The sequence below is a fragment of the Pseudomonas cannabina genome (genome assembly GCF_900100365.1).
GTDB classification, from domain to species: Bacteria; Pseudomonadota; Gammaproteobacteria; order Pseudomonadales; family Pseudomonadaceae; genus Aquipseudomonas; species Aquipseudomonas cannabina.
In genome coordinates, this window is record NZ_FNKU01000001.1 from 1,522,424 (window position 1) to 1,534,918 (window position 12,495).

The 12,495-nt window shown below is 57.9% G+C and carries 13 protein-coding genes; 8 read left to right on the forward strand and 5 right to left on the reverse strand.

The window, feature by feature from the left end; genetic code table 11:
• The first annotated feature begins 22 nt into the window (after positions 1-22).
• Positions 23-1,831 (forward strand): glycoside hydrolase family 15 protein, encoded by a 1,809-nt coding sequence (locus BLT55_RS07210; RefSeq protein WP_054999958.1) that lies wholly within the window; start codon positions 23-25, stop codon positions 1,829-1,831.
• Here BLT55_RS07210 and alkB read toward each other — a convergent pair whose 3' ends face one another.
• The 3 genes from alkB to BLT55_RS07225 are packed head-to-tail and all read right to left on the reverse strand — an operon-like array spanning position 1,832 to position 3,048.
• The gene (gene alkB, locus BLT55_RS07215; protein WP_054999959.1) at positions 1,832-2,518 is read right to left on the reverse strand and encodes a DNA oxidative demethylase AlkB; all 687 of its coding nucleotides are present in this window, start codon (positions 2,516-2,518) and stop codon (positions 1,832-1,834) included. It abuts the gene before it with no gap.
• 27 nt (positions 2,519-2,545) lie between these two features.
• The gene (locus BLT55_RS07220; RefSeq protein ID WP_074800226.1) at positions 2,546-2,728 is read right to left on the reverse strand and encodes a hypothetical protein; all 183 of its coding nucleotides are present in this window, start codon (positions 2,726-2,728) and stop codon (positions 2,546-2,548) included.
• A gap of 14 nt (positions 2,729-2,742) precedes the next feature.
• A complete protein-coding gene (locus tag BLT55_RS07225; protein ID WP_007249367.1) occupies positions 2,743-3,048 on the reverse strand; it encodes a DUF1883 domain-containing protein in 306 nt (101 codons plus the stop codon).
• Between the two features lie 170 nt (positions 3,049-3,218).
• Here BLT55_RS07225 and BLT55_RS07230 point away from each other — a divergent pair, with 170 nt between their 5' ends.
• Positions 3,219-3,569: a hypothetical protein gene (locus tag BLT55_RS07230; RefSeq protein ID WP_007249368.1), complete on the forward strand. Its 351-nt coding sequence runs from the start codon at positions 3,219-3,221 to the stop codon at positions 3,567-3,569.
• A gap of 101 nt (positions 3,570-3,670) precedes the next feature.
• Here BLT55_RS07230 and BLT55_RS07235 read toward each other — a convergent pair whose 3' ends face one another.
• The gene (locus BLT55_RS07235; protein ID WP_024673801.1) at positions 3,671-3,952 is read right to left on the reverse strand and encodes a hypothetical protein; all 282 of its coding nucleotides are present in this window, start codon (positions 3,950-3,952) and stop codon (positions 3,671-3,673) included.
• 324 nt (positions 3,953-4,276) lie between these two features.
• Between BLT55_RS07235 and galU the strand changes: the two genes are divergently transcribed.
• From galU to BLT55_RS07250, 3 genes are all read left to right on the forward strand, one after another.
• On the forward strand, positions 4,277-5,116 hold the full coding sequence (gene galU / locus BLT55_RS07240; protein ID WP_007249370.1) for a UTP--glucose-1-phosphate uridylyltransferase GalU: 840 nt from the start codon (positions 4,277-4,279) through the stop codon (positions 5,114-5,116).
• Positions 5,117-5,218: 102 nt separating this feature from the next.
• The gene (gene gorA, locus BLT55_RS07245; protein ID WP_054999961.1) at positions 5,219-6,577 is read left to right on the forward strand and encodes a glutathione-disulfide reductase; all 1,359 of its coding nucleotides are present in this window, start codon (positions 5,219-5,221) and stop codon (positions 6,575-6,577) included.
• Positions 6,578-6,641: 64 nt separating this feature from the next.
• The gene (locus BLT55_RS07250; RefSeq protein WP_054999962.1) at positions 6,642-7,934 is read left to right on the forward strand and encodes a PAS domain-containing sensor histidine kinase; all 1,293 of its coding nucleotides are present in this window, start codon (positions 6,642-6,644) and stop codon (positions 7,932-7,934) included.
• A gap of 12 nt (positions 7,935-7,946) precedes the next feature.
• On the opposite strand, the gene BLT55_RS07255 is transcribed toward BLT55_RS07250, so the two are convergent.
• Positions 7,947-8,957, reverse strand: coding sequence for a DNA-binding protein (locus tag BLT55_RS07255; RefSeq protein ID WP_054999963.1), 1,011 nt, complete (start codon positions 8,955-8,957; stop codon positions 7,947-7,949).
• Positions 8,958-9,132: 175 nt separating this feature from the next.
• Here BLT55_RS07255 and BLT55_RS07260 point away from each other — a divergent pair, with 175 nt between their 5' ends.
• The 3 genes from BLT55_RS07260 (at position 9,133) to ahpF (ending at position 12,454) form a co-directional block, all read left to right on the forward strand.
• Positions 9,133-10,092, forward strand: a complete 960-nt coding sequence (locus BLT55_RS07260; RefSeq protein WP_054999964.1) for a site-specific integrase — start codon at positions 9,133-9,135, stop codon at positions 10,090-10,092.
• 110 nt (positions 10,093-10,202) lie between these two features.
• The gene (gene ahpC / locus BLT55_RS07265) at positions 10,203-10,766 is read left to right on the forward strand and encodes an alkyl hydroperoxide reductase subunit C (protein WP_007249375.1); all 564 of its coding nucleotides are present in this window, start codon (positions 10,203-10,205) and stop codon (positions 10,764-10,766) included.
• Between the two features lie 125 nt (positions 10,767-10,891).
• The gene (ahpF, locus tag BLT55_RS07270; RefSeq protein ID WP_054999965.1) at positions 10,892-12,454 is read left to right on the forward strand and encodes an alkyl hydroperoxide reductase subunit F; all 1,563 of its coding nucleotides are present in this window, start codon (positions 10,892-10,894) and stop codon (positions 12,452-12,454) included.
• Positions 12,455-12,495 lie beyond the last annotated feature (41 nt).

The window sequence follows — 12,495 nt, forward strand, 5'->3', positions numbered from 1 at the left end:
CGGGCATTTCTGAACGGCTGCATTGATCGAAGACTACGCGTTGCTGGGCAATTGTCAGACTGCGGCGCTGGTCGCTCGCGACGGTTCGCTGGACTGGTTGTGTTTTCCCCGTTTCGATTCGACCGCCTGTTTTGCTGCGCTGCTAGGCAGCAGTGACCACGGCCGCTGGAAGATTGCGCCGACCGCCGAGGTCATTGCAGTCGAGCGTCGCTATCGAGAAGGCACGCTGGTGCTTGAAACAGTCTTCGAGACCCGCGAAGGTCGCGCCATGCTGATCGATTTCATGCCCATGAACACCAGCGGCCATGTGGTGCGTATCGTGGTCGGGCTGGAGGGGCAGGTCGAATTCGCTGTCGACCTCGCCATTCGTTTCGACTACGGCAGCAGCGTGCCGTGGGTCGAGAAAAAGGACGCGCATACGCTCACCGCAGTGGCAGGCCCGGAAATGCTGGTCTTGCGCAGCCCGGTGCCGTTGCACCCTCAGGATCATCACACGGCCAGCCAGTTTCAGGTGGCTGAAGGCGAGCGCAAGGTCTTTACCTTGGCGTATCAGGCGTCCTATGAGCCGTTGCTGGCGGATATCGATGTCGAGAAAGCGCTTCAGACCACTGTCAGCTACTGGCGTGAATTTTCTGATCGGTGTCCGGATGTCGGTCCCTGGACCGGGCAGGTCAAGCGTTCGTTGATCACCCTCAAGGCCATGACCTACGCGCCGACCGGGGGCATTGTTGCCGCCGTCACGACGTCGTTGCCCGAGCAATTGGGTGGCGAGCGTAATTGGGATTATCGGTATTGCTGGTTGCGCGACGCAACGATGACCCTGTTGGCGTTCATGAATCTGGGTTATTTCGAAGAGGCCACAGCCTGGCGGGACTGGCTGTTGCGTTCGGTGGCCGGCAACCCGGAACAGATTCAGATCATGTATGGCGTAGGCGGCGAGCGGCGTTTGCAGGAGTACGAGTTGCCCTGGCTGAGCGGCTATGAGAACTCGCAACCGGTGCGGGTTGGCAATGGCGCTGCGACCCAAGTGCAGCTCGATGTTTACGGCGAAGTTGCCGATGCCATGATTCAAGCGCTGCGTAGCGGCATGCCGGCGCACCCGCGCAGTGTGGCGATCTCCAAGGTGGTCATGCCCTATCTGGAAACCATCTGGCACCTGCCGGATGCCGGAATCTGGGAAATCCGTTCCGAACCGCGGCATTTCACCCATTCGAAAGTCATGGCCTGGGTGGCGTTCGACCGCAACGCCAAGCAAATCGCCCAAGCCGCTGACAGTGATGAAGACCGCGCGTTGGCCGAGCATTACCGGCAGGTGGCGGATGAGATTCATGCTGACGTCTGTCGTCACGGTTTTGATGCCGACCTGAACAGTTTTGTGCAGACATATGGCGCGACCGAGGTTGACGCCAGTCTGTTGCAGATTGTCCTGACCGGCTTTTTGCCGCCCGAAGACCCGCGCGTTATCGGCACCGTCGCGAGGATCGAGCGCACCTTGATGCAGGATGGCTTGCTGCTGCGGTATGACAACGAGCGCAGCGATGATGGGGTAGCGGGGCGTGAAGGCACGTTTCTGGTCTGCTCGTTCTGGCTGGCCGACGCCTATGTGCTGCTTGGGCGCGCTGACGATGCTGCCAGGCTGTTCGAGCGACTCTGCGGCCTGTGCAACGACGTTGGCCTGCTGGCCGAGCAATATGATCCTAAAGATGGCCGCATGCTGGGTAATTTCCCGCAGGCGTTCAGTCATATCGGCATCATCAATACCGCATTGAACCTGCACCGGGTCGTGTGCCCGGCGCTGACGCGAACGTCTGCCGAGCTTGCCGCCACTTGATCAGTCGTGTCGACCGGCTTTGCGAAAGGTCAGGTTGATGCGCTGCTCGCCCAGCAGCGGGTGCCCGGCCTGCTTGACCGGCAGAATACCGTGAAAGCGCAGTCGGTCCTCACCACCCCAGACCACGACATCGCCGTGAAACAGTGAGATACGCTGGGGTTTGTCGCTGCGCAACATGCCGCCGAACTGAAAAATCGCCGGAATGCCCAGTGATACCGAAACCACAGGCCATTGATGGTCGTGTTCGTCACGATCCTGATGCAATGACATTTTGGCACCGGGAACGTAGCGATTGATCAGGCATGCGTCCGGTATGAAGCCTGGATAGCCTGCAGCGCGCGCGGCATTTTGCGCCAATTGCATGAAAACATCTGGCATCGCCGGCCAGGGCCTGCCGTTTTGCGGGTCTGTTGCGCTGTAACGGTAGCCGTGGCGATCGGTGATCCAGCCCAGTTGCCCGCAACTGCTGAGCGCGGCCGACATGTTCAGGCCGCTGGGCGTTTGCATGTGGCGGAACGGGGATTGCGCAACGGTTTCTTCCAGGGCAGCCAGCAGTGGCGCCATCACCTCAAGCGCAAAACCGCTGAGCAACCATGATCCCGGCCCTATCTGTTCGTTGCGCCGCGGTTGGGGCGCCTGCTCGGCAAACAGATCGAGATTGGCAGGTGTTTCACCTTTGCGCTGCATAATGGATCGAGCACCTTCAAGGAGTCATCAAAGCGCCTTGCTGACCTTGACGTCGGTAATCCGGTCGTCACTCTGGTCGTGCATTTTTTTCAGTGCGGCTTCGGCTTCTTCGACCGAGGCGGACTGTAGCTGCGCGAATTCGAAACGGCGTTCACCGTTGAGTTTATAGCTGACCGCGTATTTGGTCGTGCGCGTGGCGGGATTGTTCACAGTGACTCCTTGCATCATCTCAACTGAGAGGTCGAGCGGCGGACGATCTTGATGGCGTGGGTAAACGGCGGCTTGCGACCAGCGTTGGTATCGACCTTGCGTCCGGCAGTGTCAATGGTAATGTTCCAGAAACCGGTGCTGGGTGCCGCGATCTTGGCCGGAAAAGTATCGAATGCACCGCCGTGGTAAGTATGACGGCCACCGTTCTTGAAGCTGCGAAAGTTCGCATCGTTCATCAGGCGAATATTGCAGGTCTGCGAGCATGTGATGACGACCAGATCGTCCTCGTTCAAATGCTCACGCTGGTGTACGAATTTCATGACCGGGGCTCCGAAGCAGGGCTTTTTCTGAAAAATCAAAACGATAGCATGCTGTGCCCGTGATTTGCCGCCGGGCATCATTAATTTGCAGTCTTTCAGGTAAAAAATGCCGGTGTGGGGATTTAATTGTCACCAGCCTTGTCGTAGCTCCTTTATTCGGGAGACTTTGTATGAAACTGGCTGTAGTAGTCTTGGCTCTGGCGATGACCGGCTGTGCAACGGTAAGCGATATCGAACATACCCCCCCGACCATGAATGTCATGTCGGGCAAGAACCCCAAGGAATACACTGACTGTTTCGTCAGCAAGATCAGCAGCAGCCGCAAGCCTTCTCTGATCGAGTCCCGTCATGACGGTCTGCGCATCATTGTTCCGCAAAAGCTCAGCAAGGCGCCGGCAGCCGTGCTGGATGTCGAGAGCCGTTCAGGTGGCAGTACCATCAAAGTGTATGAGCGTCTTTCCAACGTGCCGATCCGCTTCAGGGATGTGCAAAACGCCGCTGAAGCCTGCATTTCCGGCTGACGGTCAAACAGTCAGAGGCGCCCGGCCAGCGAAGCGGGTCGGGCTGTAAGTCGGGTCTGCCTGATGCGTTTTTATTGGCACGTCGTTAGTTTGCGGACTACTTATTTGCACACGACCAGTACGCTGCGGCTCTTGTAGTTGCCGACGTCCACGCCCAGTGTTTTTTCGCTTTCAGCCGGTTGCGGGGTGCCGTCAGTGCCGACGATTTCATACCCCGTGCCCGCGCAAGAGGCGTCTGCCTTTTCATAGCAGCTTGCCCAGGACATCGCCTCACCTGAGCAGTCGATGCTCAGGCCCTGTTTGCCATTTTTCAGGTAGGTGTTAGAGGCGGTTGCGCAGCCGGTAAGGCCCAGCACAGCAATTATGGACAGGATTCTGATCATGTTTTTCGCTTCGAGAAGATGAAGATAAGGCCGGAAATCAGCAAGTGCAGCGTTGGACTGATGTACAGTGCCATCGTTCCGCCATGTTTTACATTCCTATCAGCTGTTTTGTAGCCGTGCGCTGAGCGACAGGACGTCATTCAAGCGTGTGATTCGGGATACAGGCGGCTGGCGGGATTGGTGGCAAATCAATAATAGTGCGGAACTATCTGCCCGTGGATTCCTCTATGAAGGCATCAGACGGCCAAAGGCGGGGCATTGTAACGTGACCGCCGCCTGATTAGACTGCGCCGTTAACACCAACAGCCCTTATCAAGGACTTTTATGATCAAGAAATGCTTGTTCCCAGCAGCCGGTTACGGCACTCGCTTTTTGCCAGCGACCAAGGCCATGCCCAAGGAAATGCTGCCGGTGGTCAACAAGCCGCTGATCCAATACGGTGTTGAAGAAGCACTTGCGGCTGGTCTGACTGAAATCTCCATCGTGACCGGCCGCGGCAAGCGCGCTCTGGAAGATCACTTTGACATCAGCTACGAGCTTGAGCATCAGATCAAGGGCACCGACAAAGAGAAATACCTGGTCGGTATCCGCAAACTGATCGACGAGTGCAGCTTCTCTTACACCCGTCAGACTGAAATGAAGGGCTTGGGCCACGCGATCCTCAGTGGTCGTCCGCTGATCGGTAACGAAGCGTTTGCCGTAGTTCTGGCGGATGACTTGTGTGTCAACCCTGACGGTGACGGCGTGCTGGCGCAGATGGTCAAGCTGCACAAGCATTATGGTTGCTCGATCATCGCCATTCAGGAAGTTGATCCGCTGGAAACCAACAAGTACGGCGTGATCGCGGGTGAAGAGATCAAGCCTGGCCTGTTCCGCGTGACCAACATGGTTGAAAAGCCAAAGCCTGAAGATGCGCCGTCTAACCTGGCCATCATCGGCCGCTACATTCTGACGCCGGATATCTTCGAGAAAATCGAGCAGACCGAGCCGGGCAAAGGCGGCGAGATCCAGATTACCGACGCGCTGATGAAGCAGGCTGCAGAAGGCAACGTGCTCGCCTACAAGTTCAAGGGTGAGCGCTTCGACTGCGGTGGTGCCGAGGGCTACATCCAGGCCACCAACTTCTGCTTCGAGCATTTCTACAAAACCGGCAAAGCGCATTGATTTTTGATTGATGACGTTCTGGACAAAGCCACCTTCGGGTGGCTTTGTCATTTCTGACAGGCCGCCAAGCGGTTATGCTGTCCCTCTGTCCAGGAGATATCAATGGCCTTTGATTTTGATCTGTTTGTAATCGGTGCCGGTTCGGGTGGCGTCAGAGCGGCACGTTTTGCGGCCGGTTTTGGTGCTCGGGTAGCGGTGGCTGAAAGCCGCTATCTGGGAGGAACCTGCGTGAATGTGGGGTGTGTGCCCAAGAAGCTGCTGGTGTACGGGGCGCATTTTTCCGAAGACTTCGAGCATGCCAAGGGTTTTGGCTGGTCATTGGGCGAGGCTGAATTCGACTGGTCAATGCTGATCGCCAACAAGGACCGCGAAATCAATCGACTGAACGGTATCTACCGAAAGCTGCTGGTCGACAGCGGTGTCACGCTGCTGGAAGGTCATGCGAAGCTCGTCGGTGCACAGCAGGTCGAGATCAACGGTCAGACGTACAGCGCCGAGCGCATTCTGATCGCCACCGGTGGCTGGCCGCAAGTGCCCGATGTGCCAGGGCGCGAGCACGCGATTACGTCTAACGAAGCGTTCTACCTCAAGACGCTGCCAAAACGCATTGTGGTCGTCGGCGGTGGCTACATTGCCGTGGAGTTTGCATCGATTTTCAACGGGCTGGGTGCCGATACCACGCTGGTCTACCGTGGCGAACTGTTCTTGCGCGGCTTCGATGGCAGTGTGCGCACCCATCTTCATGAGGAGCTGCTCAAGCGCCACATGAATATCCGTTTCAACAGCGACATCGCGCGTATCGACAAGCAGTCCGACGGGAGTCTGCTGTTGACGATGAAGGACGGCGGCACGCTGGAAACGGACTGCGTGTTTTACGCGACGGGGCGTCGACCGATGCTCGATAACCTCGGTCTGGACAGCGTCGACGTCAAGCTTGACGAGCATGGCTACATCAAGGTCGACGAGCATTATCAGAGCAGCGAGCCCTCCATTCTGGCGATCGGCGACGTTATCGGTGGTGTGCAATTGACCCCGGTTGCGCTGGCGGAAGGCATGGCGCTGGCGCGACGTCTGTTCAAGCCTGAGCAATACCGTCCTGTGGACTACAATCACATTCCGACAGCGGTTTTCAGCCTGCCGAATATTGGCACTGTGGGTTTGACCGAAGAAGACGCGATCAAGGCGGGTCATGAGATTCAGGTTTTCGAAAGTCGTTTTCGGCCGATGAAGTTGACCCTGACTGATGATCAGGAGCGCACGTTGATGAAGCTGGTGGTGGATGCCAAAACGGATCGAGTGCTGGGTTGCCATATGGTGGGGCCGGACGCTGGCGAAATCGTGCAAAGCCTGGCGATTGCCATCAAGGCTGGCGCGACCAAGCAGGTGTTCGACGATACGATCGGCGTGCACCCGACCGCAGCGGAAGAGTTCGTCACCATGCGCACCCCGGTACAGCGATAAATTGCGGCGCCCGGAGGTCAGGATGATCTCCGGGGTAACTGCTTGAACTGGACGGAACCCTATAGTGAATAAAAGCAAACCGTCGATTTGCACGCCCCTTCACACGGAGGGGCAAAGCTCTGAAGTCCGGCAACACACCGACGTGTTGCGCGAAAGCGAACAGCCGTTCAAGACGCTGGCCGACAACATGAGCCAGCTTGCCTGGACCGCCGACCCGCGCGGCCAGGTCAATTGGTACAACCAGCGCTGGTACTCCTACACCGGCGCTTCGTTTGAAGCCATGAAGGCGCTGGGCTGGCGATCGGTTCTGCACCCCGAGCACCGAGAGCGGGTGGTGGCGAGGCTGCAATACTGCTTTGCGACCGGCTCTGTCTGGGAAGATACGTTTCCGTTGCGGGGCAAAGATGGCGTCTTCAACTGGTTTCTGTCACGGGCACAGCCCATTCGCGACGTGCACGGCCATATCACCCACTGGCTGGGCACCCACACTGACATCACCGCCCAGGTCAAGGCTGAAGAAGCCTTGCGCGATCTCAATGAAAGTCTGGAGATGCGCGTTGAAGCGCGAACCCGTGAGCTGGCCAAAGCCTATGAGTTATTACAGGTCGAGATTGCCGAGCGTGCCCAGGCTGAAGAGGTGCTGCGTCATGCACAAAAGATGGACGCTATCGGCCAGTTGACGGGCGGCATCGCCCATGATTTCAACAATATGCTTTCCGGGGTGCTGGGGGCGCTGGAGCTAGTCAAGCGTCGCCTGGCAGCCGGGCGTGGCGATGAGGTGGAGCCCTATATAGACGCGGCAACCGCGTCGGCCAATCGCGCGGCAGTGCTGACCCAGAGGTTGCTGACATTTGCGCGACGTCAGTCGCTGGATGTCAGTGCGGTGGATATCAATCGCATGGTGCGGTCGATGGAGGCGTTGTTGCGAGGCACGCTTGGCAGCCGTGCGGCGTTGCGCATCGAGCTTGAAGAAGGGTTAAGCGTTATCCATACCGACGAACATCAACTGGAAAATGCCTTGTTGAATCTGGTGATAAATGCTCGCGATGCCGTACCTGAGGGTGGGCAAGTCCGGGTGCGCAGCCAGTCGGTAAAGCATGCGGTGCGGCAGGGGGCGCTGCCTGCGGGCGATTACGTGCGGCTCAGTGTCGAGGACACGGGGTGTGGAATTGCTCAAAGCGTTATCGACCGGGTATTCGATCCGTTTTTCACCACCAAACCTGTCGGTCAGGGCACCGGGCTGGGCTTGTCGATGGTCTACGGTTTCATCAAGCAGGCGGGCGGGCACGTGCAGATTGACAGCGTCGAAGGGCAAGGTACCGAGGTCCATCTTTATCTGCCTTGTCCTGTCGCCTAGCGGGTTGATGTCTCACGTGCTGGCTGGCGGCTTCTTGGCGCTGGCTTTGGGTTTTGCAGCCTGGCGGGTCTGGTGTTGCAGGTTTTCCAGGGCAACTTCCTTTTTGGTCAGCAGTAACTCCAGAACCCGGTTTTGCTGCTGAGCGTCTGTCAGGTTCTGCCTGAGTGCGGCCGCTTCGTCTTGCAGGCTGCCCAGCCTGTCCTCCAGCAGTGCGCAGTGGGTGCGCGCTTGTTGCTGCTGCTCGGCTGAAGCGGTCGCCTGAAGGGTTGCCTTGCTCAGCAGGTCTTGCTGGCGGTGCAATTCGCGTTGTGCGGTGCGGTTCTCGGCCAGCAATCTTTCGTTGTCGCGATTCAGTTGCGTAATGTCTTCCTGGCGCATGGCCAGACTTTGTTGTGCCTGCCGCAACTCCATCTGCAGCTGCTGAACCTGACCTTCATGACGTTGTTGCTCGTGTTCACGCTGATCCTTGATCGAGTTGCGATAGTGCTCAAGCGCTTCGCGAGCATGCTGATGTTTCTCTTCCAATGAGCCTATCTGCCCATCCTTGTCTTGCAGGCGCGCCTCCAGGTCAAGCCTGGCCTGAAGCAGTCGGGCCTGCTCGGTCTGGGTGCTCTGAAGCGTCTGTTGAGTGTGGAGCAGGGCGGCGGCCTGCTGTTCAAGCGTCTCATCCCGCTGCTGCAGGTGTTTTTGCAGTTCGTCGATCTGTTGCTGAGCGGTTGAAAGTTGCTGCCGTAAATCATTACAGCTGGTTTCGTACTTCTCGTGCGCCTGGTCGATACGCTCTCGGGCCTGTTCCTCAAGCCGTTGGGCGAGACGCGCCACCAGTTCGGTGAGCTCCTCATTGATGTCGGGGGCCGATGCGTGCGCTGTATCCAGCTCTTTAAGGTAGCGATGGATGGTGGTCTTCGAGCCGGTGTTGCCCATTTCAATGCGTACCGCATCGATACTGGGGTTTTCGCCTCTGGCCAGCAGGGCGACCCTTGCTTTCTGCACCAAAGCCTTGTTTACGCCGCCCCGAGCCATGATTACTCCTACGATTTCGTACTGTGGTATGTACTCTGTAATTACATACTATAGGAGTGGTTCAAATTCGTCATTTTTAGAATTAAATAACGCGGGATATTGGCGTATTATCCCGTGTCAGGCGGATCTGAGCGGTTTTTTGCGCCTGATCCCGTACGATTTGCAGGCTTGAGCCATGAATGACATTGATCGCTACATCGATGCCGCAACCCGTGACAACACGCGGCGCAGTTACCGGGCCGCCGTCGAGCATTTTGAAGTGTCGTGGGGCGGCTTTTTGCCAGCGACCAGCGAAAGCATTGCGCGTTATCTGGCCAGCTATGCGGGGACGCTGTCGGTCAATACCTTGAAGCTGCGGCTTTCTGCGCTGTCGCAGTGGCATGTCAGCCAAGGTTTTGTCGATCCGACCAAGGCGCCGATGGTGCGCAAGGTGCTCAAGGGCATTCGCGCCCTGCACCCGGCGCAGGAAAAGCAGGCCGAACCCTTGCAGTTACAAGACCTGGAAAGGGTCGTCGCTGCACTGGAGCTGGAAGCCAGCGATGCTGACGCGCACCACGATCAACCACGGTTGTTGCGCTGTCGTCGTGATACGGCGCTGATATTGATGGGCTTCTGGCGGGGCTTTCGCAGTGATGAGCTGTGCCGCCTGCAGGTGCAGGACGTCAAGGCAACTGCCGGGTCAGGCATCAGTCTGTACCTGCCGCGCAGCAAAGGTGATCGCGAGAATATAGGCAAGACTTACCAGACGCCGGCGTTGCAGCGGTTGTGCCCGGTGCAGGCGTACATCGAATGGGTCAACTGTGCTGCGCTGGTGCGCGGTCCGGTGTTTAGAGCGGTCGACCGCTGGGGCAATCTGGGCGAGGAGGGCCTGCACGCCAATAGCGTCATTCCTTTGCTGCGCCAGGCGTTCGCACGCGCGGGGGTCGAAGCGTCGCAGTACACCAGTCACTCGTTGCGGCGGGGTTTTGCGAGCTGGGCGCACAGCAACGGCTGGGACCTCAAGTCGCTGATGGCCTACGTTGGCTGGAGGGACATCAAGTCCGCAATGCGTTACATTGACGCCGCGCCGTTCCCGGGCTACTCCGAGGCAGTGAGCGGCCTGAAGGTTTCTTCTATTGATAAGCTGCCTTCATAGCGAAAAGCAATGGGTGACATGAGGTTTGCCAATGAGCGATTGTCACTGATGATGCGTAAGCTTCACTCCATCGAATTCACAACCCATCCAATCCATCAGGAGATATACCGATGCCTATCATCAACAGCCAAGTAAAACCGTTCAAGGCTACTGCGTTCAAGAACGGCGCTTTCGTTGACGTTTCGGACGCTGACTTCAAAGGCAAGTGGTCTGTCGTATTCTTCTACCCGGCTGACTTCACCTTTGTGTGCCCGACCGAGCTGGAAGACCTGGCTGACAACTACGAAGCCTTCAAGAAGCTGGGCGTTGAAATCTACAGCGTGTCGACTGACACCCATTTTGCTCACGCTGCATGGCACAACACTTCGCCAGCAATCGGCAAAATCCAGTACACCATGATCGGTGACCCGACGCTGACTATCTCGCGCAACTTCGACGTGCTGATCGAAGAAGCCGGTCTGGCGGATCGCGGCACGTTCGTGATCAACCCTGAAGGCCAGATCAAAATCGTCGAACTGAACGACGGTGGTGTAGGCCGTGATGCTTCCGAGCTGCTGCGCAAGATCAAGGCTGCTCAGTACGTCGCTGCTCACCCGGGCGAAGTCTGCCCAGCCAAGTGGAAAGAAGGCGAGGCTACTCTGGCTCCGTCTCTGGACCTGGTCGGCAAGATCTGATTCGCATGAATCGGCTGGGGGCGTTGAGCTCTTGAGCAAGTAAGCCGCATCGCCCCAAAAAACGCCCGGGCGGTAATCGCCTGGGCGTTGTTATTTCTACCCTTCGTAAAACAGGAAGTCGCCACATGTTGGACGCCAATCTTAAAGCCCAGTTGAAATCCTACCTGGAGCGGGTCACTCGCCCCATCGAGATCGTCGCGTCCCTTGATGACGGCGCGAAGTCTCAGGAAATGCTTGCACTGCTCAACGACGTAATCAGTGTTTCCAAAGACGTCACCCTGAACGACAGCGGCACCGATGCGCGTACGCCGTCGTTCTCGCTGAGCAGCCCTGGCCACGATATCAGCCTGCGTTTCGCCGGTATCCCCATGGGTCACGAATTCACCTCGCTGGTCCTGGCGCTGCTGCAAGTTGGCGGCTACCCACCCAAGGTCAGTGCAGAAACCATCGAACAGGTTCGCGCTCTGCAAGGCGAGTTCCATTTCGAAACTTATTTCTCGCAGTCCTGCCAGAACTGCCCGGACGTCGTCCAGGCGTTGAACCTGATGGCAGTATTGAACCCCGGCATCAAGCACGTCGCCATCGACGGCGCGTTGTTCCAGGACGAAGTCACCGAGCGCAAGATCATGTCGGTGCCGAGCATCTACCTGAACGGCGAGCTGTTCGGTCAGGGCCGCATGGGCCTGGAAGAGATTCTGGCCAAGATCGACACCGGTGCCGGTGCGCGTCAGGCCGAGAAACTCAATGCCAAAGACGCGTTCGACGTGCTGGTGGTTGGCGGCGGCCCTGCCGGTTCGGCGGCTGCGGTCTATGCGGCTCGCAAAGGTATTCGTACCGGTGTGGCGGCTGAGCGCTTTGGCGGTCAGGTGCTGGACACCATGGCGATCGAGAACTTCATCTCGGTACAGCACACTGAAGGGCCGAAGCTGGCTGTGGCGCTTGAAGAACACGTCAAGCAGTACGAAGTCGACATCATGAACCTGCAACGCGCCGACAAGCTGATTCCTGGTGCAGCCGGTCAGCTGCACGAAGTGAAATTCGCCAGCGGTGCGAGCCTCAAGGCCAAGACCGTCATCCTTGCCACTGGCGCGCGCTGGAGGGAGATGACCGTTCCGGGCGAGCAGCAGTATCGTAACAAGGGCGTGGCCTACTGCCCGCATTGCGACGGTCCGCTGTTCAAAGGCAAACGCGTTGCCGTGATTGGTGGCGGTAACTCAGGTGTCGAGGCTGCCATCGACCTGGCGGGGATCGTGTCACACGTGACTTTGCTGGAATTCGACGTGCAACTGCGCGCCGATGCTCTTCTGCAGCGTAAACTGCACAGCCTGCCGAACGTCACAGTGATCACCAGTGCGCAAACCACTGAAGTGACCGGTGACGAGCAGAAGGTCAACGGCTTGCGCTACAAGAACCGCACCACTGGCGAGGAAATCACCGTTCCACTGGAAGGCATTTTCGTCCAGATCGGTCTGCTGCCAAACAGCGAATGGCTCAGAGGCGCCATCGAATTGTCGCCACGTGGCGAGATCGTGGTGGATTCTCGCGGTGAAACTTCTGTTCCTGGCATCTTCGCGGCTGGTGACGTCACCGTTGCACCGTACAAGCAGATCATCATCGCCCTGGGCGAGGGTGCCAAGGCCTCTCTGAGCGCCTTCGACCATCTGATCCGCACCTCCGCGCCAGCCTGATACAAGGCGCAAAACAAAAAGCCCCGCCTGTGTAAACAGAC

Bases quoted from the DNA above. Each gene is read 5' to 3' on its own strand.
- alkB (WP_054999959.1), bottom strand. From the start codon at position 2,518: ATGCAGCGCAAAGGTGAAACACCTGCCAATCTCGATCTGTTTGCCGAG.
- BLT55_RS07225 (WP_007249367.1), bottom strand. From the start codon at position 3,048: ATGAAATTCGTACACCAGCGTGAGCATTTGAACGAGGACGATCTGGTC.
- BLT55_RS07230 (WP_007249368.1), top strand. From the start codon at position 3,219: ATGAAACTGGCTGTAGTAGTCTTGGCTCTGGCGATGACCGGCTGTGCA.
- BLT55_RS07235 (WP_024673801.1), bottom strand. From the start codon at position 3,952: ATGATCAGAATCCTGTCCATAATTGCTGTGCTGGGCCTTACCGGCTGC.
- galU (WP_007249370.1), top strand. From the start codon at position 4,277: ATGATCAAGAAATGCTTGTTCCCAGCAGCCGGTTACGGCACTCGCTTT.
- gorA (WP_054999961.1), top strand. From the start codon at position 5,219: ATGGCCTTTGATTTTGATCTGTTTGTAATCGGTGCCGGTTCGGGTGGC.
- BLT55_RS07255 (WP_054999963.1), bottom strand. From the start codon at position 8,957: ATGGCTCGGGGCGGCGTAAACAAGGCTTTGGTGCAGAAAGCAAGGGTC.
- BLT55_RS07260 (WP_054999964.1), top strand. From the start codon at position 9,133: ATGAATGACATTGATCGCTACATCGATGCCGCAACCCGTGACAACACG.
- ahpC (WP_007249375.1), top strand. From the start codon at position 10,203: ATGCCTATCATCAACAGCCAAGTAAAACCGTTCAAGGCTACTGCGTTC.
- ahpF (WP_054999965.1), top strand. From the start codon at position 10,892: ATGTTGGACGCCAATCTTAAAGCCCAGTTGAAATCCTACCTGGAGCGG.